General features: G+C 68.7%; 19 protein-coding genes, 1 tRNA gene and 5 pseudogenes. 7 read left to right on the forward strand and 18 right to left on the reverse strand.

Going from position 1 to position 24,447, the window contains the following annotated elements:
* Positions 1 to 387: 387 nt before the first annotated feature.
* The gene (locus tag ACFYXF_RS06470) at positions 388 to 828 is read right to left on the reverse strand and encodes an isocitrate/isopropylmalate family dehydrogenase (RefSeq protein WP_389348477.1); all 441 of its coding nucleotides are present in this window, start codon (positions 826 to 828) and stop codon (positions 388 to 390) included.
* Positions 740 to 1,108, reverse strand: a pseudogene (locus ACFYXF_RS06475) (isocitrate/isopropylmalate family dehydrogenase); the annotation flags it as partial. The gene ACFYXF_RS06470 and the pseudogene ACFYXF_RS06475, both read right to left, overlap by 89 nt.
* 230 nt (positions 1,109 to 1,338) lie before the next feature.
* Here ACFYXF_RS06475 and ACFYXF_RS06480 point away from each other — a divergent pair.
* From ACFYXF_RS06480 to ACFYXF_RS06490, 3 genes are all read left to right on the forward strand, one after another.
* Entirely contained in the window at positions 1,339 to 1,584 is a 246-nt protein-coding gene (locus ACFYXF_RS06480; protein WP_389348403.1) for a His/Gly/Thr/Pro-type tRNA ligase C-terminal domain-containing protein, read from the forward strand.
* Between the two features lie 199 nt (positions 1,585 to 1,783).
* A tRNA-Ala gene (locus ACFYXF_RS06485) sits at positions 1,784 to 1,858 on the forward strand.
* A 117-nt stretch (positions 1,859 to 1,975) separates the two neighbouring features.
* A complete protein-coding gene (locus ACFYXF_RS06490) occupies positions 1,976 to 3,079 on the forward strand; it encodes a glycosyltransferase (RefSeq protein WP_389348404.1) in 1,104 nt (367 codons plus the stop codon).
* A 3-nt stretch (positions 3,080 to 3,082) separates the two neighbouring features.
* Here the strand turns inward: ACFYXF_RS06490 and ACFYXF_RS06495 are convergent, their stop codons facing one another.
* Complete coding sequence (locus ACFYXF_RS06495; protein WP_389348405.1) at positions 3,083 to 3,475, reverse strand: HIT family protein; 393 nt, start codon at positions 3,473 to 3,475, stop codon at positions 3,083 to 3,085.
* Between the two features lie 1,013 nt (positions 3,476 to 4,488).
* Here ACFYXF_RS06495 and ACFYXF_RS06500 point away from each other — a divergent pair.
* Positions 4,489 to 4,868 (forward strand): annotated as a pseudogene (locus ACFYXF_RS06500) (ATP-binding cassette domain-containing protein); the annotation flags it as partial.
* Between the two features lie 61 nt (positions 4,869 to 4,929).
* On the opposite strand, the pseudogene ACFYXF_RS06505 reads toward ACFYXF_RS06500, so the two are convergent.
* From ACFYXF_RS06505 to ACFYXF_RS06530, 6 genes and pseudogenes are all read right to left on the reverse strand, one after another.
* A pseudogene (locus ACFYXF_RS06505) lies at positions 4,930 to 5,434 on the reverse strand (DUF5655 domain-containing protein); the annotation flags it as partial.
* Positions 5,435 to 5,824: 390 nt separating this feature from the next.
* Complete coding sequence (locus ACFYXF_RS06510) at positions 5,825 to 6,754, reverse strand: hypothetical protein (protein ID WP_389348406.1); 930 nt, start codon at positions 6,752 to 6,754, stop codon at positions 5,825 to 5,827.
* On the reverse strand, positions 6,751 to 8,856 hold the full coding sequence (locus tag ACFYXF_RS06515) for a PEP/pyruvate-binding domain-containing protein (RefSeq protein ID WP_389348407.1): 2,106 nt from the start codon (positions 8,854 to 8,856) through the stop codon (positions 6,751 to 6,753). The genes ACFYXF_RS06510 and ACFYXF_RS06515 overlap by 4 nt, the downstream gene beginning before the upstream one ends.
* A 3-nt stretch (positions 8,857 to 8,859) precedes the next feature.
* Positions 8,860 to 9,555, reverse strand: a complete 696-nt coding sequence (locus tag ACFYXF_RS06520) for a DedA family protein (protein WP_389348408.1) — start codon at positions 9,553 to 9,555, stop codon at positions 8,860 to 8,862.
* 5 nt (positions 9,556 to 9,560) lie between these two features.
* Positions 9,561 to 10,277 carry a hypothetical protein gene (locus tag ACFYXF_RS06525; protein ID WP_389348409.1) on the reverse strand — a complete coding sequence of 239 codons (717 nt, stop codon included), beginning with the start codon at positions 10,275 to 10,277 and terminating at the stop codon, positions 9,561 to 9,563.
* A gap of 35 nt (positions 10,278 to 10,312) precedes the next feature.
* Entirely contained in the window at positions 10,313 to 10,492 is a 180-nt protein-coding gene (locus ACFYXF_RS06530) for a hypothetical protein (protein WP_389348410.1), read from the reverse strand.
* Between the two features lie 242 nt (positions 10,493 to 10,734).
* On the opposite strand from ACFYXF_RS06530, the pseudogene ACFYXF_RS06535 reads away from it, so the two are divergent.
* Positions 10,735 to 11,374: pseudogene (locus ACFYXF_RS06535) on the forward strand (carbohydrate ABC transporter permease); the annotation flags it as partial.
* Positions 11,375 to 12,632: 1,258 nt separating this feature from the next.
* On the opposite strand, the pseudogene ACFYXF_RS06540 reads toward ACFYXF_RS06535, so the two are convergent.
* The 5 genes and pseudogenes from ACFYXF_RS06540 to ACFYXF_RS06560 form a co-directional block, all read right to left on the reverse strand.
* Positions 12,633 to 13,073: pseudogene (locus tag ACFYXF_RS06540) on the reverse strand (tetratricopeptide repeat protein).
* A complete protein-coding gene (locus tag ACFYXF_RS06545; RefSeq protein ID WP_389348478.1) occupies positions 13,073 to 14,182 on the reverse strand; it encodes an LLM class flavin-dependent oxidoreductase in 1,110 nt (369 codons plus the stop codon). Before ACFYXF_RS06545 ends, ACFYXF_RS06540 begins: the two are co-directional and overlap by 1 nt.
* A 113-nt stretch (positions 14,183 to 14,295) precedes the next feature.
* The gene (locus ACFYXF_RS06550; protein WP_389348411.1) at positions 14,296 to 14,766 is read right to left on the reverse strand and encodes a MarR family winged helix-turn-helix transcriptional regulator; all 471 of its coding nucleotides are present in this window, start codon (positions 14,764 to 14,766) and stop codon (positions 14,296 to 14,298) included.
* Between the two features lie 75 nt (positions 14,767 to 14,841).
* Positions 14,842 to 15,180 (reverse strand): GNAT family N-acetyltransferase, encoded by a 339-nt coding sequence (locus ACFYXF_RS06555; protein ID WP_389348412.1) that lies wholly within the window; start codon positions 15,178 to 15,180, stop codon positions 14,842 to 14,844.
* A complete protein-coding gene (locus tag ACFYXF_RS06560; RefSeq protein WP_389348413.1) occupies positions 15,177 to 16,199 on the reverse strand; it encodes a pirin family protein in 1,023 nt (340 codons plus the stop codon). Before ACFYXF_RS06560 ends, ACFYXF_RS06555 begins: the two co-directional genes overlap by 4 nt.
* Positions 16,200 to 16,345: 146 nt before the next feature.
* Between ACFYXF_RS06560 and ACFYXF_RS06565 the strand changes: the two genes are divergently transcribed.
* Both ACFYXF_RS06565 and ACFYXF_RS06570 read left to right on the forward strand, forming a co-directional pair.
* Positions 16,346 to 16,828, forward strand: a complete 483-nt coding sequence (locus ACFYXF_RS06565; RefSeq protein WP_389348479.1) for a carboxymuconolactone decarboxylase family protein — start codon at positions 16,346 to 16,348, stop codon at positions 16,826 to 16,828.
* Between the two features lie 113 nt (positions 16,829 to 16,941).
* A complete protein-coding gene (locus tag ACFYXF_RS06570) occupies positions 16,942 to 17,313 on the forward strand; it encodes a DoxX family protein (RefSeq protein WP_389348414.1) in 372 nt (123 codons plus the stop codon).
* A gap of 671 nt (positions 17,314 to 17,984) precedes the next feature.
* Here ACFYXF_RS06570 and ACFYXF_RS06575 read toward each other — a convergent pair.
* The 4 genes from ACFYXF_RS06575 to ACFYXF_RS06590 all read right to left on the reverse strand — a co-directional run bounded on the left by ACFYXF_RS06575 (position 17,985) and on the right by ACFYXF_RS06590 (position 24,092).
* Positions 17,985 to 20,405, reverse strand: coding sequence for a SpoIIE family protein phosphatase (locus ACFYXF_RS06575; protein ID WP_389348415.1), 2,421 nt, complete (start codon positions 20,403 to 20,405; stop codon positions 17,985 to 17,987).
* A gap of 687 nt (positions 20,406 to 21,092) precedes the next feature.
* Positions 21,093 to 22,784 carry a CocE/NonD family hydrolase gene (locus tag ACFYXF_RS06580; protein WP_389348416.1) on the reverse strand — a complete coding sequence of 564 codons (1,692 nt, stop codon included), beginning with the start codon at positions 22,782 to 22,784 and terminating at the stop codon, positions 21,093 to 21,095.
* 233 nt (positions 22,785 to 23,017) lie between these two features.
* Positions 23,018 to 23,344 (reverse strand): CocE/NonD family hydrolase, encoded by a 327-nt coding sequence (locus tag ACFYXF_RS06585; protein ID WP_389348417.1) that lies wholly within the window; start codon positions 23,342 to 23,344, stop codon positions 23,018 to 23,020.
* Positions 23,256 to 24,092: an LLM class F420-dependent oxidoreductase gene (locus tag ACFYXF_RS06590; protein WP_389348418.1), complete on the reverse strand. Its 837-nt coding sequence runs from the start codon at positions 24,090 to 24,092 to the stop codon at positions 23,256 to 23,258. Before ACFYXF_RS06590 ends, ACFYXF_RS06585 begins: the two co-directional genes overlap by 89 nt.
* Between the last annotated feature and the right edge of the window lie 355 nt (positions 24,093 to 24,447).

Raw genomic sequence — 24,447 nt, forward strand, 5'->3', positions numbered from 1 at the left:
AGGCGACACCAGGCTAACCCCTTACTGCACACACCAGGCTAGTGCTGTGACCATCCCTTTCGGTATGGCCACGGCAGACGGAGCACCAACGCGGCGCAGGAACGCCGGATCACGGCGATCACCACGATCCTTGCCAGCCGCCCGATCAAGATCTTTCTTGCTTGGTCACCACCACCGTCGCCCCTGCGGGGCATCGGGACCCCGGATGTGTCGGTCGCGATCCTGTTCGTACCACTTCCGGCTGCACTTGGCGCCAGGCCCCCGAGACCGAAGTCCGCGGCGTCTCACCGCCTACCGTGCACCAGCTCGTTAGGGCTCGCAGAGAAACAACCTGCCGACGGACAACGCGCTGACCTGCGAGTTCAAGTCTCATAATCCGCAGGTTATTTATCTGCACGCCCTTAGCTTGGCGTTTATGCAGCTCTGCTGTTTGTGATGGCTACCGCAGGCTCGGTTTGCCCTGTTTCCCTTGGCACTCGCCGCCAGACCGAGACTGCCGGCCAGGGCGCTGCCGAGGTCGGAGAGGATGTCGGCGTTGAGGTTGGAGGCGACGACCACCGAGAGGTCCTCCGGCTTCAGCACGAACTTCGCGGACATCGCGTCCACGAGCACGCTCTCGGTCTCGACGTCCGGGTAGTCGGCGGCGACACGCTTGAAGACGTCGTCCCAACAGGACCATGCCGTACTGCTGGGCGTTGCTCTTGGTGACGGAGGAGACCTTCTTGACCGTCCGGGTGCGGGCCAGATCGAAGGCGAACCGCATGATCCGCTCGCAGCCGACCTCGGTGAACAGGGCCGACTGGACGGCGACTTCACCGCCCTGGCCACGGGCGGACAGGTTGCGGCCGCCGAGGCCCGCGTACTCGCCCTCGCTGTTCTCGCGGACGACGACCCAGTCGAGTTCCGTGTCGTCGGCCTTGCGCAGTGGGCTCTGTACGCCGGGCAGGAAGTGCACGGGGCGGACGTTGGCCCACTGGTCGAAGTTCTGGCAGATCCTCAGGCGCAGGCCCCAGAGGCTGATGTGGTCGGGGACTGTGGGCCAGCCGACCGCGCCGAAGTAGATCGCGTCGAAGTCCTTCAGCCGCTCCAGCCCGTCCTCGTCCATCATCGTGCCGGTGCGCTCGTAGAACTCGCAGCCCCACGGGAACTCCTCCCAGGGTGCGGTAGGCCGCTGCGCAGGGTGTAGAGGTTGAGCAAGAACGTCTGCGTGCCGAGGCTGCCGCGCGCCTGGTCGGCGAGGCGGCGGGCGACATCGTTGACCAGCGGGGCCTGCGCTGGAAGCCCGGCACCGGGCCCGCCGACGTCCACCTCACCGTGCTCCGTGCCGACCAGCCGGAAATGGGCGAGCGCACCGACCGGCTCGTAAGGGACCTCACGGCGCGAAGCCTGAGTTGCTTCGTCGACGACCGGCCCCTGCCCGCCGGGGAGAAGCTCCGCTACGCCCGCCTGCTGGGGCTGCCGTACACCGCCGTGCTCTCTCCCGACCGCCCCGCCGAGGAGATCGAGGTCATCAGCCGCTGGACCGGACGCACCACCACCGTCGCTGAATCCAGCCGCATTCCCCCAATCACGACCGGCGGATAACACCAGGAGACAACGCAACCCAGTAGCTGAAAATAGCACGGCCGAACACCTTTCATGGCGGCACTATTCGGCGTACCCGCACGCAGAGAATCACCTGCCAATTCACGCAAGTGAGCGATGGCGAAAACTCCGCCAACATTCCGCCGATCCGGTTGACGCCCAGACGCGGCGGCCCCTAGCTTGATGCTCACGCGGTGAACGGGTCGTAGCTCAACGGTGGAGCACGGCAAAAGCGTTGCCGAGGAGCCTGGTTCAAGTCCGGCCGACCCGACCAGCTCAGCCGGTATCCCGTACCCGGTGCGGTCTTCGAAACGTAACAGGGCACGGGACATCGCTGAAGGAATCATCGACTGCCAGAAAATGCGCTCATGCGAACCCGGAAACGGTATTGATGAAAATTGCGATCACTGGTGGCGGTAGCGCTGGGCACGTTGTTCCCGCTCTTTCCGTCGCCGCTCAGCTCTCCGCGCAGGGCGAGAACGAACTCGTGTTCTTCGGACGGCACGGAAGCATCGAGCACGAGTACGCCGAGAGGGCCGGAATCCGTTTCCGCTCCGTACCGTCCGCCGGCCTGAAGCGCTACGGCTCGTGGAGCAACCTGCGGATGCCCTTCACCGTTCTGCGCGGCATCGGCGCCGCGTGGCGGGCCATGCGGCGCGAGCGTCCCGAAGCCGTGTTCAGCAAGGGGGGCTACGTCACCGTCCCGGTGGGCATCGCCGCCTGGCTGTGCCGGGTCCCGCTCGTGATCCACGAGTCCGACCACTCCCTCGGACTCGCGAACCGGATCCTCGCACGCATGGCGGCCCGCGTCTGCCTCTCCGAACCGGCCGCACACGAGACGCCGGCCTGGCTCGCCCGGAAGACGGTCGTCACCGGCCTACCGCTGCGGCACGACCTCGCGCACGGCAACCCCGACCGGATGCGCAGCAGACTCGGCATCAAGACCGGCACCGAGGTACTGCTGATCTTCTGCGGCAGCAGCGGCTCCGCACGCATCAACGACGCCGTACGCAGCCAACTGGAGAAGCTCTGCGGCCGGTTCGCGGTGATTCACGTGTGCGGGAAGGGCAATATTGACCCGTCCCTCCACAGTACGGCCGACTACTGGCAGTTCGAATACCTGCACGCCGAAATGACCAATGCACTGTGGCTGGCTGACCTGGTCATCGGTAGGGCCGGGGCGACGACGCTGGCGGAACTGGAAGCGCTCGGCAAGCGCGCCGTCCTCATTCCCTTGCCGGCCAGCGTCAGCCGGGGCGACCAGCTGGTCAACGCCGAAGCGTATGCACGGCGTCAGGAGGGGCGGTGTCACGTGATCCACGACGACGAGACGCTCACCGGCGGCGCCGTGCTCGCCGCAGCCTGCTTTCACCTGGCCCACACCCCCGCGGAGTCCGGCAGCCCGGACCCCACCGTCATCCACCAGGCGGCCGGCCATATCGCCCGCGAGACCCTCGCGGCCGCAGGGCCGCGGCGCCGGCACCGAGCCCGCTAGGCCTCAGCCGTCCCCGTGCCCGTACATTCCGAGGATCTGCTCGTCGGTCTCACCACGGTGGTAGACGTGCCAGTGCATGTGCTTGGACTCCTGGTACAGGCCGTTGTTGGTGGTCACCGAGGCGGCGCCGTGCTTCTCGGTCACCTGAGCCGCCACCTTGGCCACTACGTCCATGACCTCCGCCAGCAGCTCGGCACGACCGTCCCCCAGGTCGATCAGCGACGGAATGTGCTCCTTCGGCACCACCACGATGTGCACCGGGTGTGACGGCCGGGTGTGGTGAAACGCCAGCACCCGGTCCGTCTCCATCACCCGCTCGATCTCCACGAGGCCGGGAATGGCCTGATGGCAGTAGAAGTCCGAGACCTTGGCGGGGGCCACAGCAGCAGTGGTCACAGTTGTCACTTTCCGTTTCCGTCGGTGATCTACGCGCAAGATTACCGCTCTGCCACATGGCACACCCGCTCCACACCCGCCCCGTCTACCTCCGAACACCTCATCGAAAAGGAAATGCCCCGTGATTCCTTCCGCGTTCGAAGGCCCCCAGCGAACAGGAGATCATCCCGATCACGGTCATAGCGATGCGATCAATACACGAAAATCCGATACCGCACCGTGTTCAGTGCGTACTCAGACACTCGCTCGCCTCATCTCCCTGAGCCTGAATCAGCGTGTTGACCAGCAAGCTCTCGGCGATCGAGCACATCCAGTTCAACCAGCTGAAGCAGAAGTTAGCCCTTGAGTCGGTCACCCACGGTGCAGGGCGTTGAGGGCAACAGCACAGCGCCCCTGCGCTCAGCCTCAGGATGGGGGATAGGCATCGGCTCCCCAGCCAACTAGAGGGGGACTGGGGTACAAATCTCAGGGGTCCCGGGCGGCTTTGCGTGCACACCAGGCCGGTCATTCCCATGCCTTGGAGGTAGACCGCCCCGAGCCGAGCGCCAGGGCGGAGTCGAGGACGAGGAATAGTCCGTCGTAACCGCCCAGCCGTCCTGCCAGGGCTGCGCCAGTCCAGGGACCGATGGCCACCGCCACCTGACGAGCTGGACATCGAGCGCGGCGCGCGGCACCACCCCAGTTTCAGGTTCGGCCCGCACCAGTGCCTCGGTCAGAACCCCGCCAGGCTCGAACCGGAGACCGTCTTCGAGACCCTGCTCCGGCGAGTTGCCCGTGCCCTGGTGAGGGGAAGCGACGATCTCACCGGCACAGTACACTCCCCTGCTCGCTCGACGCGGAGCATTGGTACCGCAGTACCACTGCCCGCTCCTCAAGAGTCCCCCTTAGTCCCAGGGGTCACGCCCGTCCCACGCCTAGCTTGGTGCCGCGGCCCGCTGAGCGGCCGTCATGCGCAGGCGGAGACGCTGCCGCTTCGTGTGAAACCATCGGCAGCTCCGGAGGACCGGACACCCGTGATCGACGTACAGCAACTCACCAAGCGCTACGTCGACAAGACGGCCATGACGGACTGATGTTCACCGTCAAGCCCGGTCAGGTCACCGGCTTCCTCGGTCCGAACGGGGCCGGGAAGTCGACCACCATGCGGATGATCATCGGCCTTGACCGGCCCACCAGCGGCTCGGTCACCGTGGGCGGCAACCCGTACGCCCGGCATGCCGCGCCCCTGCAGGAGATCAGCTCGCTGCTGGAGGCCCGCTCGGTCCATCCGGGCCGCAGCGCCTTCGCCCATCTGATGGCACTCGCCCACGCCCATGGCATCCCCCGCCGTCGCGTCGACGAGGTCATCGAACTGGCCGGTCTCACGAGCGTGGCCCACAAACGGGCCGGCGCGCAGCCTGGGCCAGCGGACCTGGTGCAGGATCGCACGCATCATCCAGGGTGCCGTCGAGCGATCACGCCGCCGCGTAGCTCGCCCGGAGCAGATCCTGTGCTCTCTCTACGTCCCTTGGCGTGCGGAGCTGCACCTCCAGGTCACCCGTCCCGTGGTGCCCGAGACCGGACACGTCCCGGGTGAACCCGGGAACGAGCTCGATGTGCTTCGGGTCGACTTTCAGATAGACCAGAAGCTTGCTCCGCTGAGGCGGGCACACGCAGGCGAGGTTCCGCAGACGCTGATACGCCCAGTACTGCTTGCGCTCGACCCGGTTGACGCCGTCCCCGAGCCCGAGCAATGGTTCGTCGACCGCGTTCGCCAGCTCCACCATTGACGCGCCCTGGACGTCGGCTGCCGTCCTGTGCGATGGCAGGCCGGCAAGTCCGATAGGCCACTCGCATACCGCCACTCACGGACGCCACGGTCTCAAGCCCGAGCAGGTCCCTGCCGAAGAGTCGGTAGCGAACGAGGTCGAGCGGCCTCCGGTGTTCCCGCACGGCGTGTACGTCGTAGCGGGTGATGTTCCACCTCCACGCCGATGTCGCATGTCGCGCCCGCCGCGGAAGCCGAAGCGCACGACAAGACCGAGCTCTACCAGTTCATTCGCCGCAACGCAGAAGCCGAGGGCCTGCCAGGGAGAGCACTGTCCTGCGGCATCACATCACCTGGTGAACCGGCCGCGGTGCCCTCAACGGCCCAGAGCCCCAGCCCCGCAAGCCGCTACCTCGTCGCTCCACGGCCATCGACCCCGTCCAGCACCTCATCGACCCCATGATCGAAGCAGAACCTCCACAGAGATTTGGGTGAGTTCACGGATGAGCACGACATCTCCATCGTCCACGACAACGCGGCGCCACGACTGCAATCAATCAGGCCCGACCAGGTCAATGACCTGCACGGGGCCGACTTCGATGTCAGCGGGCAAAAGTGCTGACCAAACGCTCCGCCCGCCCCTCTCCCAGCACGACGGCGCTGGTGCGGTTGGTGTTGGCGTCCTCGATGCACCCGCGCAGCCGCATCACGTCGTGCGAGGGCAGCGCGGGCCGGACCACACCGGTGTATACGCCGTCGTTCATCCGGTTCAGCGTGGCATCGCCGTTCTCCGCCGCGGTGGAACGGCGGCAGGTCTCCCACAGGTCCTGGGCCGCGAGCTGGACTGCCTGCGGGCTCTCGTCCCCGCGGGTTTCCACGCGGAAGACCATGGTCGTGCTCGCGGCGTCCGGTGACTTTTCAGCCCGTGTCTGCGTCGCGTCCGCCAACGCGGACCACAAAAGGGGCACCATCACGAAGCTGGCCACAGCCACCACCACAGCGATCGCCCGTCGGCCTGTGCGGGCCGGCGGTACGGCCGGCTGGTCCTCAAGGGAGGCCGTCCCGGCGGCTGGCGGGGCGGTCAGGGACGCCAGCCGTCCCGCCAGGCGGCGCTCCGCGCCCGGCCGTGCCGTGGCACCAGCGACCTTCTGGAGGACCATGGCGACCCCCGAGAGTGCGGCGCCAGCCACCATCAGCACGGGTACGAAGACGAAGGTGCGGCTGCCGTTCACATCCGTCAGGTCGCTCGAGCGCAGCCAGTTGAAGCGGTTCGGCGCGGTGCCCCGGGTCTGTTCGAGGCGCTTGCGCACCTCCTCGACGCGAGCGTCGGACTGCTCCAGCCGGTCCTCCAGACGGCTCAGGCGGGTGAGCAGCAGAACCGTGGCGAGGAAGACCTCGACCACGAGCAGCAGGGCCGCGGAGATCAGGGCCCGCTGCCACTCCCAGCGGGTCAGGTAGAGCACGGTGTAGTAGCCGGCGTAGGCGGCGGACAGTCCGCCGAAGGTGTAACCGACCAGTCTGATGGCCTTCATGCCGCCGACTCCTCTCGTGTCGTGGCGGCTTCGGCTGCCGCTTCGGTGCTGTCGTCCGCGGTCACCGCGCCGGTCCCGCCGTCGACGGTGAGTGCTGTGCCGGCCGGGAAGCGGTCCACCGCTCCGGGTACGCCGACCGCCGTGGGGACGCGGTATTCGCGGGCCAGTACGGCGAGGTGGGACAGGGCACTGCCAGTCTCCGCGACGAGCCCGGCCAGGTCCGGCAGCAGTGGGGCCAGGGCAGGGTCGAGAGAGCGGACCACGAGCACCGGGTGCTCGGGGGGTGTGCCGTGTCCGTCCCAGGCCGTGCCGGTGCCGAAGCCGCCGCCGGCTCCTTGGCCCTCGCCGGACGTACGGTGCCCGGGTGGGAGTTGGGCCACCGGGCGGCCGTCGGCCAGGCGGAACGCGGCGGGCAGCGGCCCCGTGTCCTGCCGCGGCTGACGCTCGGCGAGGTCGGCCGGCAGTCCGCCGCCGTCCGCGGCCTTGACCAGTTCGTCCCAGCGCAGCAACGACAGGCGGGACAACCCGAGGTGGCATTCACCAGGGCCCAGCCGACGCGTCATCTCCCGCACCATCTGCGCCTGCATCTCTTGCACCCAGCGGATTCGCAGCCGCAGTCCTTCGCGCACCGGCAGTGCGCCCACTCCGCGCGGCACCGTGGTCCAGCCGGTCTGCTGCGGCAGCGGCGGGCGGTCGCCGAGCGTGGGAGCCAGCAGGGCCAGCAGCACGGGATGACGTTCGACGAGCTGTTCGTCGGTCAGACCACGGGATCGGCCCTCGGCCAGCTCCGCCAGCGCCTCCCCCGCTGAGCTGGCGCCGGTCCCGGCGCCGAGCAGGGCACCCGCCAGGGACTCCTGGGCGTGCAAGGAGGACAGCACTTGCCGGCCCCAGGCGACGGCGTCGAGGAGCTGGCCGCTGAGCATCTCGCCGGGTGGCGGATAGTCGGCCAACGCACGGTCCACGTCGGCCATCAGATCGACCGCCAGCATCGGCAGCGCCGAACGCAGCCGGCCCACCCGCCAGGCCGCTCCCGCCTTGCGGGCACCCGGCGCGGGGTTGATGAAGTCCAGGACGGGGTGGGCGGACGGTACGGCGCCCAGCAGCTTCAGATCGGCGGCGGCCCGTCCCTCCACGGTGGTTACCAGGGCGAGTCTGCGCAGTCGGCGCCGCGGTGCCGCCCCGGCGATGTCGAGAGCCAGGGTGAGGCCGCGGGACATCGGAGTCACCCACAGGTCCTCCTCCAGCGGCTGAAGCACGCCGGGCAGGGTCTCGGCGACCGGACCGGGCCCCAGCAGGCGGGCGCCCCGCAGCGGCCGTGCGGCCATCGCCGTGATGGGACGCGCCTGGAACAGCCACAGCCGTTCTTCGGCGTCGAAGCCGAACTCCATGTCCTGCGGCCCGCCGAACACCCGCTCGGTCTGCTTGGCCAGGCGCACCAACCGGGTCCGCTGCCGGTGCGTCAGCAGCCGCTCCCCGCGGGGCTCGGCCGGTTCCGTGCGCACCAGCCGGGCCATGCGGGTCAGCTGGTAACGGACGCCTTGCGTGCTGCCATCGACCAGTTGGTCCGGTCCGCCACGTACCGCGCTGACAAGGATCCGGTCGGTGCGGCCGTCCACCGGGTCGGCGCCGAACATCACGCCGCCGGCGGCCGACGTGAGCATAGGCTGCACCAGTACCGCCATCCCGTCGTCGTCGGGGGTCTCCTGCGGTGGCCGTATGGGTCGTACCCGCCGCGCGGAGTCGAGCACGGCCTGCACCGCGGTGGTGAAGTCCTCCCACCCCCGCACGTCCAGCACCGACTCGAAACGCCCCGCCATGGAGGATTCCTCGGTGTCCTCGTGGGCGGAGGAGGAGCGGACGACCAGTGCTCTCCCCTGCCCGTCCGGCCCGGCCAGGGAGCGCCACGCGGAACGCACCGCGTCCTCCCCGGCCGGTGCCCCGGGCGCCCGCTTCACGGGCACCAGCACGAAGCCGGGCAGCGCGGGCAGGCCCGCCACGGCCGCGCGGGCGAGGTTGGCGGCCTTGGCGCCGGCGACGGTCGCGTCCTCGGCCTGTTTCGAGTCCAGCGGCACCACCGCCAGTTCAGCACCCTCGAATCCCATGGGTCATCCTTCCAGTGAAGACGTGAACAAGTGCAGTGGTTCCTGCACAGAAGCCTGCGTCGCTCCGCCCGACGCCACCACCGTTGACCTGGCCCGCACGACGCGACGACGACGCCTGCTCAGTCGTACGACGGCAAGGGCAACGACACCCGCGGCGGCGAGCCCGGCCACGGCGATCAGACCGACCGAGTGGAGCAACTCGGTGACGACCGCGCCGGCGAAGTAACCGAGGAGCACATTCCCGATGCCCCAGACAAGCGATGCGAGCGTGCTGAAGAAGAAGAACCGGCGGTACGGCATGCCGGACGCCCCTGCAGCGAAGGGCAGGAAGGCGCGGACGAAGCCGATGAACCGGCCAATGAATACGGCCATGCCGCCGTGCCGCAGCAGGAAGTCCTGCGCCCGCCGCATCCCGTTGCCAGGCCGGATACGGCGGGCCAGTCGGGCATGCGGGCGTCGCTTGCACCGGCGGCCCAGCGCATAGCCCAGGTTGTCTCCGGTCACCCCGCCCGCCACGACGAGGGCCGCAAGCAGCAGCACGTTCAGGTCGCCCCGCCCCGCGATCGCGGAGGCGAGGAGGATGGCGGTCTCCCCGGGCACCAGCAGGCCGAGGAAGGCACTGGTCTCTGCGGCCGTCATAGCGAACACGACGACGTACGACCACCATCCGGCGGCCTCGATCAGGGCATCAATGTTCATGGCCGTCAGCCCGTCCGCCGCACCCGCGCGGATTCCGCGACGGTCCAGGACCGCGACGACTCTGCACGGGGCGAGACCGGAGCCACCTGCCCCTTCGTGCCACGCCGGGCGCCTTGTCGTTTGACGAACGACCCGGCGGCGTACCACGCCAGGAGCGGGGCACCCGCGGCGAGCAGCGCGCCGAGCAGGTGACGGTCCGCGGCCACGACCGCCGCCACAACCGTGGCGAGGGTGATCACCAGCACGACGGCCCGGACTCGTGCCCTCGCGACCGCGGCGACGACCGCCATCGCGATAAGCACATAGGCGCCCGTGCCGACACCGGGCAGTGCCAGGTAGTCACGGAAGAGGGACGCCTCGCGATCCGGCCAGCTGTGTGACGCGGCGAATCCGGTCATGCCACCCGCGGCCGTCAGCAGCAGCGCGAGAGCAAGGCGTGCGTAGACGGCCGGATCCCGGCGGGCCAGCCAGAACAGGGTCAGTGCCAGCAGGGGCCACTGGGCCACGGTGTGGATCCAGGAAAGGACATGCCCCGCACCGTGTCCGAACGCCACGGCGCTCTCCGCGAGACCGGCCGCCCAGGGGCGCAGGTGCTCGGCGCCGGAGGACGCGAGACCGACGGCGGGCAAGGATTCCTTGCTCACGAAGGTCACGAGGAGAACGACGTACACGAGTGCGGCCGCCGCCACACCCACCGCTCCGTGCCGCAGGTTCCGCGGCATTCTCCCTCGTCGCGAAGCGCAGGCCGTCAGGGCACTCACCGGAGCGCTCCGCGCGTCAGGTCCACGCTACGTGCGCCTGGCTCGCCGAGGGCCGGAGCGAGGTTCAGGCCGAATATCTCAGCCGCACGCCACAGCGGCATGACAGCGGTGACCTGCTGGTTCACCACGGACGGCATCCGGGTCCCGCCGTCCTGCACGGTGCCGAGTGGGTTCACGGCAGCCTCCTACTGGTTGATACATCAACATACATTCTTGGCCGGTGTCGTTGATATGTCAACCGGTGTCCGCCTTCAGTGGCATCCGCCACACGCCGAGCATCAGTGACCTCCCCACAATGCCGGTGGCCGCACCCTCCAGGGCTCCTCCACGGGCGCGGTCCCCGCTGAGCATCAGCCTTATGCGTGACCTGCTGCCCCGCGAGAGTCTCGGCTCGGTGACGGCCCGAATGAGCTCCGCGATCGGCGTCGGCGGCAGCCTCGCGATGCTCGGCGTGCTCATCGCGGTGTTCCCGTTCTACTGGATCGTCGTCATGGCGACGAACACCTCGCAGGACATCTACAGCTACCCCCGAAACTGTGGTTCGGCGGCAGTCTGCTGACCAACATCCAGCACCTGTTCGACAAGATGGACTTCTTCGGGTCGCTGTTCAACACGGTGATCGTCGCGGTCTGTACGACGCTGCTGGTGCTGTTCTTCGACTCGCTGGCCGCCTTCGCCTTCGCCAAGTACGACTTCCCCGCCAAGAAGTTCCTCTTCGGCGTCCTGCTGTCGATGTACATCCTGCCGACCCAGCTGGCGATCATCCCGCAGTACGAGTTCATGGTGCAGCGGGGCTGGCTGGGCACCCCCAAGCGCTCATCGTGCCCGCCGCCGCCAACGCCGCCGCCAACGCCTTCGGCATCTTCTGGATGCGCCAGTACACCACCACCAGCGTGCCCGACGAACTGCTCGACGCCGCCCGTATCGAGGGCGCCGGGTTCTTCCGGCTGTACTGGCACGTGGCGCCGCCGTGCGTCTGCCCGGCCCCCCTGGCGTTCCTCGCCATCTACACCTTCATCGCCGCCTGGAACGACTACATCCTGCCGTTGGTGATGCTGGACACCTGCAGCTTCGCCGACCACTGCGAGTTCCACCCGCAGAGCTACGCGACGTACACCGCGCCGGCGCACCAGGTCGGCAGCACCCTGTACAACTTCGGGACCGAGGTCAACGAGCAGAAGGTCGCCTGGTCGGACACGACCGGAACCACCAACACGGTCGGCGTCGCGATCAGCGCGAGCGCGTCGTTCTGGACGGCCTACGAGACGGCCATGGAGTTCAGCTACCAGCACTCCTGGGAGACGTCCCCCACCAAGACCGAGAAGACCACGGTCAGGGCCCCCGCAGGGCACAAGGCCTGGATCAACCACGGCCCCGCCGAACAGCGGGCCACGGGGTGGTACGAGATGAACTTCGACAAGCCGTTCTACGGCCACTACGTCTGGTACGTCAACAACTACCAGTCCGACGGCTGGGACAAGGACCACCCCGGACTCACCGTCCCCTCCAACACCCCGATGACCCAGGCCGAGCGCTCCGCGCATTGCCGCAGAGCCGATCGCGAGTGGTGTTCCGTGATGTCAGGAGTACGACCCCGGATCCACATACGCGGACCGCCGAAGACCGACGGTGACCGGTACCGACACCTCCGCCGAAAGCCGGGACGTGGCCGCCCCTACGGCGCGCTTCTCACCGGCGTCGGTGAGAAGGTCTGGATGGCGACGACCGGCTACACGTCGGCCGCCGACACCACCCGGGCCGTCGTGGAGGGCGAGCTCGATCTCGTACCCGCGTACGAGAGCACGGTGCTGCGCGCACTGCCGGGCGGGCAGGTCATGCCCGGCGATCTCGCGGCGACGCTGAGCATGGCACTGCCTCAGGGCATCGATGCGCTGCCCCCGGCCGCCGCCCCAGTGCGGGATCGTCCTCGCCGTCGGGCGGGACACCGCGCGCCGCCACGGACTGCGCACGATCGCCGACCTGCGGGAGCTGGACCACCCCCTCACCCTGGGCGGCCCCGCCTCCGGCGACCCGCAGGCGCCGTCGGTCTCCTCGCTGACCAAGGTGTACGGCGTCACGCTCGTCGCCGCGGGCACGTCCACGACCACCGATGCGCTGGTCCTGCGCGGTACGGACCCCTTGATCGCCCGGCGCGGCCTGGCCGTACTGGCCGACCCCAGGGGCGTCATCGCACCCAAGCACGTCTTCCCGCTCATCGGGGCGCCCTACGAAAGCCTGAGGGCCAGGAACGCAGATCCCGAGGCCGCGGGCAGGGCAACGGTTGACCCGGTGCCCCTCTTCCGTGCGCCCGCCACTTCAGGCCTGGGAGGGCAGCTCGCCCGAGAAGGCGGCGGCCATCCGCAGCCAGGGCGCCGCCTCGTCGCTACGCCCCTGGCGTTCCAGGGCGCGGCCCAGCATCAGGTGGGCGTAATGCTCCACCGGATCGCGGTCGATGACCTGGTTCAACTGCTCCTCGGCGCGCCACAGTTGGGCCGAATGCTAGTAGGCGCGGGCCAGCAACAGCCGGGGGCCGGTTTGTTCCGGGGCCTCCTCGACGACGACGGCGAGGAGACGGGCGGCGTCGATGTAGTCCCGGGTCTCGAAGAGCAGTTGGGCCCTCTCCCAGCGTTCGAGGACGCTCTCTTCGTGCGGCGCGCCGACGCCGTTGTCGAACAGGTACAGAGCACTGGCCCAGCGGTCGGGTGCGACGCCGTCCTGCGCGGGGTAGTCGTTGAAGCTGTCGATGTTGTCAGCCATCAGTCTTCTCTTCCTTCCGACTCCTGGGCGAGGTCGGTGCCGCGGGCGGAGAGCAGCGAGACATGGGTGGGGGCGTCGGGCACCTGGGCCGGCCGGTTTCTGGCGAATTCCGCACGCAGCACCGGGACCACTTCCTCGCCCAGGATGTCGATCTGCTCCAGCGCCGCCTTGAGCGGGACTCCGCCGCCGTCCACCATGAACAGCTGCCGCTGGTAGTCACCGGCGTACTCTCGAAAGGACAGCGTCTTCTCGATGACCTGCTCCGGAGTACCGACCGTCAGCGGAGTCTGCTCCATGTACTCCTCCATGGACATCCCGCCGCCCATCACCGGTGAGCTGTCGAAGACCGGACGGAACTCGCGCACGGCGTCCTGGGAGTTGCGGCGCATGAACACGTGCCCGCCGAGGCCGACGATCGCCTGCTCGGCACTGCCGTGTCCGTAGTGCGCGTACCGGGTCCGGTACAGGTCGATCATCTTCCTGGTGTGCTCCTTGGGCCAGAAGATGTTGTTGTGAAAGAACCCGTCGCCGTAGTACGCGGCCTGCTCGGCGATCTCCGGGGAGCGGATGGAGCCGTGCCAGACGAACGGCGGTACGTCGTCCAGCGGCCGCGGGGTGGAGGTGAACCCCTGTAGCGGCGTGCGGAACTTTCCCTCCCAATCCACGACGTCCTCGCGCCACAGGCGCCGCAGCAGGGCGTAGTTCTCGACAGCGAGACTGATCCCGTCGCGAATGTCCTTGCCGAACCACGGATAGACCGGACCGGTGTTGCCCCGGCCCATCATCAGGTCCACCCGGCCGTCGGCCAGGTGCTGGAGCATCGCGTAGTCCTCGGCGATCTTCACCGGGTCGTTCGTGGTGATCAACGTGGTGGAGGTCGACAGGATGATGCGCTCGGTGCGGGCGGCGATCCAGCCCAGCATCGTGGTCGGCGACGACGGCACGAACGGCCGGTTGTGGTGCTCGCCGGTCGCGAAGACGTCCAGGCCCGCCTCCTCGGCCTTCTGCGCGATGGCGACCATGGCCTTGATCCGCTCGTGCTCGGTCGGCGTGCGGCCCGTGGCCGGGTCCATGGCGACATCACCGACGGTGAAGATGCCGAACTGCATCGTGATCAGCCCTTCCATCATGTTGATACATCAACTAATGCCTCGCAACGCGCCCCGACACATTCATATTCCGGGCTACCCGTCAACCGTCCCCAGTCACGAGCACGGACCGATCACCGGCACTGTTCCTCCTCCAGGCGATCGACGACGCGGTCCGCCACACGGGCGAACGCCTGGAGTTCGTCGGGCGTCAGGGGCTCGATGAACAGGCGCCGGACCTCACCGACATGACGGGGCGCGGCTTTCGCGATCACCTCTCGCCCCGCCGGGGTGACGACCACGAACGCGCCGCGACCGTCCTCAGCACATTCCTGCCGGGCCACCAACCCGCGCTTCACCATGCGGGAGACCTGATGCGACATCCTGCTCTTCTCCCACTCCAGACGCCTGGCCAGATCCACATGACGCATGCGACCGTCGGGCGCCTCCGCGAGGTTGACGAGTACGGCGTAGTCGGAGACCGACAGAGAGGACTCCGACTGCAGACCGCGGGACAGGCGCCCCTCGAGCCTCTCGTACATCCGTATGACACTTCGCCAGGCACACTGCTCCGCCGGCGTGAGCCACTTCGTTTGATCGTTCATTCGAACGATTGTAGGCGATGGTTGATTTGTCATCTACCGCTCGAACTGCGACCTCCGACGAGCGACCGGCGCACGTCAGTCCAGTTCCGCCGCGAGCCACTGCCGGACATCCGGTGTCACGGGGTCCGTGATATCGGCGAACTCGTCATGCCTCTTCAGGAACTTGGCCACGTAGGGGCAGGCAGGCACTACCCGCTTCCCGGACGCGCGCACATCGGCGAGGGCCTCCTGGACCAGCTGACCGGCCAGACCCTGGCCGGCGAAGGCGGTGTCCACTTCGGTGTGATAAAAGACGCGTTGCGCACCGTGGTCGCGGTACTCGGTCAGTCCGGCGCGCTTGCCGTCGACCAGGATTTCGTAGCGATGCGCGGTATCCACCCGCTCCACGACGGGAGCGGCGGAGGGCTGGCTCATGAGGTGCCTTTCGGGCGGGGCCGACGGGTTGCCACGACGGCGGGGTTCCTGCGTGGCCTGATGACGGCGTTCGGCAGGGCGGGAGCGGCGAGGCGATTCCCGGGATACCCCTCGACCGCCCCGAAGCGGTCGGAGGAGGCCTGCCAGTCCTCGCGCGCCCGGACGATGTCGTCATGGCTGCGGCCGACGAAGTTCCACCACATGACGATCTCTTCTTCGAACGGCGTACCGCCGAGCAGGATCGTCCGCGCCGGATCTTCCGACTCGTTCACGAGCGTCAGACGGTCGATGCCGGGGTCTACGTAGGCCATCTCCGCGTGACGCAGGCGGGTGTCGGCCACCCGGACGTCGCCGCTGTCCACGAGGAGACCGTGTTCGAAGGTGGTGTCCACGGCGAGGGTGACGGCGGCACGTGGCGCGAGGACGATCTCGGCACCGAGCAGGGGGGTGAAGGTCTGCACCGGCGAGGTGTCGCCGGCCAACGAGCCCAGGAACACCCGGGCCTCGGCTCCGTCGATCCGCAGGGGTTCGGGGACGTGGTGCTGGAAGTCGCGTGCGGTGTTCCGGTGCTCCTCGGGCAGGGCGACCCACAACTGCACGCCGTGGATCACGGTGGTGCGCGGCGTGGAGACCTCCGCGTGGGCGATGCCGTAGCCGCCCGTCATGAGGTTCATCTCGCCGGGTCGGATCAGGCCACGGGTGCCGAGGGAGTCGCGATGCTCGACCTCTCCGCTGAACAGCCAGCTCACCGTCTGCAGGCCGGTGTGCGGATGCGGGGGAAGGTCCATGCCGCTCGACCCGGCGACATCGTCCGGACCGTAGTGATCGGCGAAACACCAGGCCCCGATCAGCGTCCGATCCCGCTGCGGCAGCGTCCGCCGCACGGTCATCGAACGCGGGCCGCCCAGCGGCACCTCGCGCGGGGACAGGACGTCGACGTGCGGCACCTCTGCCGACCGCCTGTCGTCGACCAGCGCCCCGCACCTCACCGCCGCGGGTTCGGCTTCTACATTGCTCACCGAGGCCACCTCCCATACCTAGTTGCTACATCAACTATCATGGCATGGGTGCGGATCGGAAGGCCACCGCGCCCACGCGGACCGGCAGGGAGCCGAGCGCAGCCCCCCGAAGGAGGCTCACAGTGAGCAGTCGCACCACAGGAGCGATGGCCAGGAGGATCTTCCTCGACAAGCAGAGCCCCAAGGCCTTCCATGCCCTGCGGGAGACGTCGCAGGCGGTACGCACCGTCGCCGCCGAGGCCGGTCTCGACCGGGTCACCGTAGAGCTGGTCAACATCCGCGTCTCCCAGCTGAACGGCTGCGCCTACTGCCTCGACATCCACACCAAGGCGGCTCTGCGCGCGGGCGAATCGGCACGACGGCTGGGCATCCTGCCCGCCTGGCGTGACACCGAGCTCTTCACCCGCGAGGAGCGCGCGGCTCTCGCCCTGGCCGAAGCGACGACCGACCCGCGGGACACCGACGGCCAGGCATCCGCCTACGAGGCCGCGCGCCAGGCGCTCACCGAGGACCAGATCTCCGCGGTCATCTGGGTGGCGATCACCATCAACGCCTTCAACCGGATCTCGATCATGAGCAAGCACCCAGTACGAAAGGCCGCCACCGAGGTGGCCGACGCGAGCATGTAGTTGACACATCACCACAGTGTCTCTATGTTCCTCGGTGACGATTCTGGTTGACGAAACAACCAACGGTTTATGAGCCTCGGCCCGGGCCCGGGTCACACTGGAAGGAACCACCCATGTACATCACCGCCGCCGTCCTAAGCGTGCTGCTAGCCCTTGTCACGCTGGCCGCCGGCGCGCCGAAGACCATGCTGAAGGGCGACGTCTCCGCGGGACTCCAGTCCCACATGGGGCTGAGCGCCGGACTGGTTCGCTTCATCGGACTGGCCGAGGTCGCCGCGGCCGTGGGCCTGGTCGTGGGGCTCTTCTGGCAGCCGCTGGGCATCGCAGCCGCCGTCGGCTTCGGGATCACCATGATCGGCGCCGTGGGCTTCCACGCCAAGGTCGGCGACTACGCCGACCCCGCCACACGCGGAAACGCCATGGCCCCGATCATCCTCACGCTGGTCTCCGCGGCGACCGCCGTCACGCTCGCTCTGGCCATGTGAGCCTGCCCCCTGGCACGATCCCGGCCGCCTCGCAGCGGCCGGACCAGCCGACCGTGTCCGGATCAGAACCGTACTTGGTCCAGCCGCTGGACCACCCGCTCGGAAATCCCGGCCAGTGTCGCCAGTTCCGCGGCGGTGACGTGGTCGAGGAAGAGCGAACGCACCGCCTCGACGTGGTTCGGAGCGGCCGCTCCGATCGCCCCCGTCCCGTCGGCGTGCTCACCACGAAAACGCCCCGCCCGTCCTCGGGATGGTCCTCCCGCATCACGACCCCGCGCTTCGCCCGTCCGGCGATGTGATGCGACATCCGACTCTTCTCCCGCTCCAGCGCGTGAGCGAGATCCAGAAGCCGCTGCCGCCCTCGGGCACGTCGGTGAGATGGACCAACACCTGGAAGTCGGGGGTCGACAGCCTCGAATCCGACTGCAACAAGCGGTCCAAATGACCCCCGAGCCACTCATGCAGGCGGACGAAGCTCCGCCACGCGTGCTGCTCCTCCGCGGTCAACCACCGCACCGTCTCTGCCATGGCCGGAGTCCAGACGTCGTTGATCAATCATCTACGCATCGACCTCACGCCGTGGGAGACGGCCTCGACCCCGGAAGCGTGGCACGACCTGTCCTGCCCTGACTTTCCGTGCCGCGCTTCCGGCCCCTCTGCAGAACCACGCTTCATGGCACCAGGGTCCGCGTGTCCCACATCGCCGAGTCCGCCAGCGCGGTGAGGGGCTGTTCGGCCCAGATGGTCTTGCCGGTCTGACCATAGCGACAGCCCCAGCGCGTGGTCAGCTGCGCCACCAGAAACAGACCGCGGCCACCCTCGTCAGTGGTGCTTGCCCGCCGCAGTCGCGGCTGGGTGTTGCTGGGGTCGGTGACCTCGCAGATCAGCACGTCCTCCCGGATCAGACGCAGCCCGACCGGACCGCCGGCGTAGCGGATGGCGTTGGTGACCAGTTCACTGACAACGAGTTCGGTGGTGAAGGCGAGGTCGTCGAGGCCCCACGCGCTCAGCTGCCGGGTGATCTCCTCCCGGGCCCGCGCCACGGCGGTCGGGTCGGCCGGGAAGCTCCAGTTCGCGATGTTCTCGTCCCGCACGGCGCGGGTACGGGCCAGCAGCAGCGCGATGTCCTCACGGACCGGGGCTTCACCAACGCCCGCGAGAACGGAGCGGCCCAGCGCGTCCAGTGGGCCACCGCGACGGCCGTGCGAGACGAGCGTGTCCGTCAGGCGGCGCACACCGGCGTCGAGATCGGGATCCTGGCAGAGCATCAGACCCTTGGTGTACAGGGCGACCACGCTACCGGGATCGACGGTGACCGTGGTGATCTCGAACGGCATGCCTCCGACGCCGAGGGGTGGACCAGCCGAGACCGGGAGGCCCTGTTCGGTCCCGTCCGGGCGGACGACCACCGGCGCTGGATGACCGGCACTGGCGACGGCGCACTGACGGCTGACCGGGTCGTAGACGGCGTACAGGCAGGTCGCGGTGAGTATGTCCCGATCCGTCGGCGTCTCGGCGGCCAGTCGCTGTACGAGAACGTCGAGACGGGTGAGCAGTTCGCCGGGGTCGAGTTCGAGATCCGCGAGCGTGTGGATGGCGGCGCGCAGACGGCCCATCGTGGCGGAGGCATGGAGACCGTGCCCGGCGACGTCCCCGACGACCAGGGCTAGCCGGAGCGAGGGCAGGGGTATGGCGTCGAACCAGTCGCCGCCGATCTCGGCTCCGCCGCCCGCGGGCCGGTAGATCCCCACCGTCTCGGCCGCCGACGTGTCGGTCGTCGCCCGCGGCAGCAGACTCTGTTGCAGCGCGGCCGCCACCCGATGCTCCCGGGTGTAGCGCCGGGCGTTGTCGATGGCCAGGGCACCCCTGGAGGCGATCTCCGTGACCAGGTCGACGTCCTCCTCGGTGAACGGGGCCGGATCCGTCAACCGCCACACCTGAAGGTCACCAAGGACGAGGCCGCGCGCGTACAACGGCGCGATCACCACCGAGTGCCAGTCTTCGGGCAGGAGCTCGATCAGCCGGGAGTCACTCAGTAGCGCGAGGAGTTCGTCGCGGGTCATCACAAGCGTCTCACCGTGTTGCATGCCGCGCAGGGCCGGATGGTCCCGGAACGGAGGCAGGGACTCCCCCTGGCCCACGTGGCCCGGCCACTTACCCGTCGCGGAGGCCACGGCGCGCAGGTGGAGGTCTCCGCCACCGATCATCTTCGGGGGCTCGTTCCCTTCCAACACAGCCTCGGCGAGGTCGACGATCCCCATGTCACCCAGCCCGGGCACCACCGCCTCGGTCAGCTCTTGCGCGGTGCGGGTGGCGTCCAGCGAGCCGCCGACACTGATCGCGGCCTCCTGGAGAAGGTCCAGATGCCGGCGGGCCCGCTGCTGCTCGGTCGTGTCGGTGAACAGGGCGGCGACGCCGGTCGCCTGCCCCTGTTCGTCCTCCAGCCGGACGGCGGACAGCCTCAGGCTCCGCTCCCGTCCCGGGGCCTGCGGCGACCGCGTCCGCTTCTCCTCGCCGACCAGCGGTACGCCTGATTCCAGCACCTGCCGCAGCGAAGCCTCGATGGCGTCGGCGTCCTCGCCGAGGAGAACGTCCCGCAGACGGGCACCAGCCGGTGCGGGCCGCCCGCCGGACTTCACGGGGAACACATTGGTGTGCAGCAGGGCCAGGTCCGCGCCATGGATACCGATGCCGATCCCGTTCTGGGAGAACAGCGCGCGCACGAGCGACATGCCGAGTTCCTGCTCGTCCACTCGTTGTGTGGGGGCGGCCAGAACCAGCAGCTCGCCGGAGTCAACGAGCCGGTGCACGCGGAAGGTGACATCGACCGTGCCGCCCTGGCGGTGTCGCAGCACTGCCCGGCCCCCGGCCGGCAGTCGGGTGCCCTGCCAGGGTCCCGCGCATGACGCACCGGAGGCATCGACGATCAGGTCCCCCAACGGCCGACCCCGGACGTCCGCAGCGTCGTAGCCCAGGAGCTCCGCGGCCGCCGGCGACCACTGGCGTACCGTGCCGTCTTCGTCGAGTACGGCGGTGACGAGGACATCGAGGGCGCAGGAACCACTGCCGACATGGTCGCTGGATTCGCTCATGGCGCTCCTCGCTCCGTTCGGCACCTCGCTGTGCTCCACCGGGCCTCTTCCCATTATCGGCACTCCGGGCGTTCGCGCTGCCGTGGCTAAGATCTCCGGGGCCGTGGGACAGCCCTGGTGCGGAACCTCACGTCGGCCGATCTGTACCCGATGGCCAAGCACAAGGTGACGAGCGTGTCCAGATCTCTGGCGTCCGCCCGGCGCGCCGCAGCTGCCTCGGGACCGCCCGCACGGCTCCGCCGTCCAGGCGTAGGACGCCCCGGTCAGCCGTGGCGGAAGACTTCGGCGACGCCCGAGTCATCGCCATCGCCGAGCCCGAGCTCGGCCGCTTCGTTCCATGCGGTGCGGGTGGCCTCGGTGAGAGCAGCGTTCGCCCCGACAGTCACGGCGGCGTCGGCTACGAGTCCGCTGTCCCTGACGAGACACCAGGATGATCCTGCACAGAAAGGGCGTCCCGTCTGTCGGGGCCCGACGCTTCCGGCAAGTCCGGGGGCGGACACGAGTGCGGGGCGCGGGCCGCCACGACGAGCGTGAGCCAACCTACTCTCAGCGACGCGCACGGTCATCGGCGCACCGGCGGTCGTGAGGACGTCACGAGTCGAAGAAGTACCTGTGAGCTGTGCTGTCGCACCTCGTGTCATCGTCGTGGCCGATGTTGCTCGGCCACGACGTTAGGCATGCTCGGAGTCAGGAAGCCGGGATGACCGGGAGGAAGAGACGGGACGGCCGCGCGGCGTCGTGCGCCACTTCCTGGTGGGCCGGGCGCCAGGCTGTCGCGCGTTCGACGGGTTCTCCGATGTTGAGGTTCCGGTCCCAGCGCGGGAAGTTGCTGGAGGTGACCTGAACTCGTATGCGGTGGCCGGTGCGGAACACATGGCTGGTGGACCACAGATCCACCTGGTGCTCGGCGAACTCGCCCGGCGACGCGGCCACGCGGACGATCCCGTCGACGATGTTGATCGACAGGCCGTCGGCGTCGACGTCGCAGAGCCGGACCACCCAGTCCGTCGTCGGCGCGTCGGTCGCGGCGTGGAGGAAGGCCCGGATCCGTCCGGTGACCTCGACGTCCTCGGTCAGAGGCTCTGTGGTGTAGACGAGCACGTCCGGCCGTGCCTCCACCCGGGCCTGGTCCAGGGGGCCCAGCCGGAACTCGTCCTGTAGCAGCGCCGCGCCGCCGGTCGTCGGCACCGGGTCGGCCGGGTCGTAGACATACGTGTCGCCGCCCTCGCCCACCTGGGGCGGGTCATCGGTGAGCCGCCCGTCCGCACGCAGGAAGAACTCCGTGTCGACGGCGCGGGCGAGGGGCCATTCCTGTTCCTCCCGCCACTCGTTGATCCCCGTGACGAACAGCAGAACCGGCGGCAGGTCCGGCTGCACAGGGCCTCCGTCGCCGGCCCCGCCGTCCGATGCCAGCCACTGCCGGAACCATCCGTGCTGTACGTCGCTGAGCGTGCCCCGGAAGCCGAGGACCTCCCCGCTCGCGGCCGTGCCGAAGTTGACGTCGCCCACCTGTGCGCCGAAGTGTCCGTGGGTCCACGGCCCCATGATCAGGTTCGCCGGACGGTCAGCGGCCCGCATCGCCGTGAAGTTGTCGAGGGTTCCCTGGCAGAAGACGTCGTACCAGCCCCCGATGTTCAGGCTCGGCAGGTCGACCTCCCCGTGGCGCCCCGCCACCCGGCACGACGCGGTCCACTCCGGCTCGCGCCGCGAACGCTCGAATCCGAGATCGTGAACCTGATGCCGCTGGAGCGCGGGATGGCGGCCGGACGGCAGCTCCCAGTAGCCGGTCGTCGCGAGGCCGTCGACATCGCGTACCAGCGCGGCGAGCGCGGCGGTGGCGGCAACCGGGTCATCGGCGTGCCGACGCATCAGAGTGTCGAACCCCTGCCACAGAGACCACGACACATTGGTGCCCAGTTCTTCTACCCCGCCCCGGGAGAACAGGCCGTCGTCCGGGTCCGACCAGGTGATCGTCGGAGCGATGGCCTTCAGCTCCGGAGGCTTGGACAGGGCCGCCATCCACTGGGTGTTTCCGAAATAGCTGGCCCCGTACATCCCGACCGAGCCGTTGGAGTCCGGGAGCGTGGCGGCCCACCGGACCGTGTCATAGCCGTCGTCCGACTCGAACGTCCAGGGCTCCCAGTCACCTTCGGAGGCGAACCGGCCCCGGGTGTCCTGGACGACCACGATGGTGCCCTTGCGTGCCATGCCCATCGGATCGAGCAGGGTGATCATCAGCGAGGTGCTCTTGCCGTAAGGCAGCCGAGAGAGCAGTACGGGCCACGGCCCACTGGTCGTGGGTCTGTAGACGTCGGCGCGCAGGATGGTGCCGTCCCGCATGGTGGCAGGGAGATCGTATTCGATGGTCACATCGGGCATCTGTCGCACCTGTCTTTCACGTCGTTGGGGGATGGAGGCCGACAGGCCCAGGCCATCGCGAAGGAGGCTGAGCCGACGGAGATCCCGGGCCGACCGTCTCAGGCGGCACGAAAGGCGGCAGCTCCGGTGCCGTCGGCGGGTCGCCGCGTTGAGCTCGACGAGAGTCGCCGGACGTGGAGCCTTGGGCGAGCCGTGCCGTTCCGATGCCCGCTCCCCCGCGTCGCCCGGGTTGATCAGCACCGGCTCACGCGCGGCGACCTTGCTCTCACGTCATAGGGAGTCCGGGCGACGATCACGGGCCACGGTCCCCCGCCGGCGGGACGGTAGACATCCGCAGTGAGTACAGCGTGTCCCGCGCTCGGGGACGAAACCTCGTACTCGATCACTGCACCTGTCCATGCTGGTTTTCCTGTGATGGTGCGGGGCTTGCTCCACGCCTGGCTCTGCGAGCATCTGGAACATTCCTCGGCGTCAGTGGATACGGTCCGCCAGTCGATCGAGGTCTTTGGCGGCCTCCGGGGCGTCGCCGTTGGGAAGTTGGAAGAGGAACCTGTCGACACCAGCGGCCTCGTAGCGCTCCGCCATACCCGCTTCGGAGGGCGCGTCGAACATCGTGACCGGGATGCGGCCCCGTCCGGCCTCGGCCGCACGCTGCTGCAACCTGGCCACGCGATCGGCGAACTCGTCGAGTTCCTCGAGCGGCACACTCTCCGCCAGCCAGCCGTCCCCGACGGAGAGGATGCGGTCCTCCACGGTCGGGCCCATTCCGCCGACGAGCACCGGCAGCGGCGACTGAAGCGGCTTCGGGTACGACCAGATCGGGTCGAAGTCCACGAACCTGCCGTGGTACTCCGCATCGTCAGTGGTCCAGATCTGTCGCATCGCCGCGAGCCGCTCCGTCATCAGTGCCATCCTGGTACGCGGATCGGTGCCGTGGTTGGCCATCTCCTCGCGGTTCCAGCCAGCCCCCACGCCGAAGAGGAACCGGCCGCCGCTGAGGCGGTCGACGCTTGCCACTTCCTTGGCCGTCGTGATCGGGTCCCGCTGCACCACCAGGCAGATCCCGGTGCCGATCTTCAGGCCTCTCGTCGCCGCCGCGGCCGCTGTGCACGCGACGAAGGGGTCGTAGGTGTGCAGGTACTCCTTGGGGAGTTCGCCTCCGAGCGGGTACGGCGTTCGCCTGCTGGCCGGGATGTGGGTGTGCTCGCAGAAGAACAGCGACTCAAAACCGCGTTCCTCGGCGGCTGCGGCTACTTCGGCAGGCCCCATGCCGTAGTCCGTGGGGAAGTAGCACAGACCGAACTTCATCGAAAATCTCCTCGGAATCTCCAGCCGTCCCGTCAGTGCGGGGCCGGGCCGACAAGGACGGCGTCCGCGTCCTCGCTGTCGCGCCCGAATGTGCCTGCGGCCCGGGAAGTGTCGCATCGGCGGATACTCGAAATCGGCGCTCTGGTTTCGTAGGACTTCCAAGCATCGGGGGCGGGTCGGGCCGGCGCTGCTGACAGAGAGGGCTGCGCAGACGGCCGGGGACGTGGCTGCGGGTGCAGGCAGAGAAGTGCCGTCCGCCGAAATTGGAGGCGTCTTTGGACGAGCCTCGTCGTTCCAGTGCAGAAGGCACTTTCGTTGTGTCGTGCCGCGTGCCACAGTCTTGCTGGGACCGTGG

The sequence above is a fragment of the Streptomyces sp. NPDC002680 genome, from assembly GCF_042889145.1.
In the GTDB taxonomy this organism is placed as follows: Bacteria; Actinomycetota; Actinomycetes; order Streptomycetales; family Streptomycetaceae; genus Streptomyces; species Streptomyces adonidis.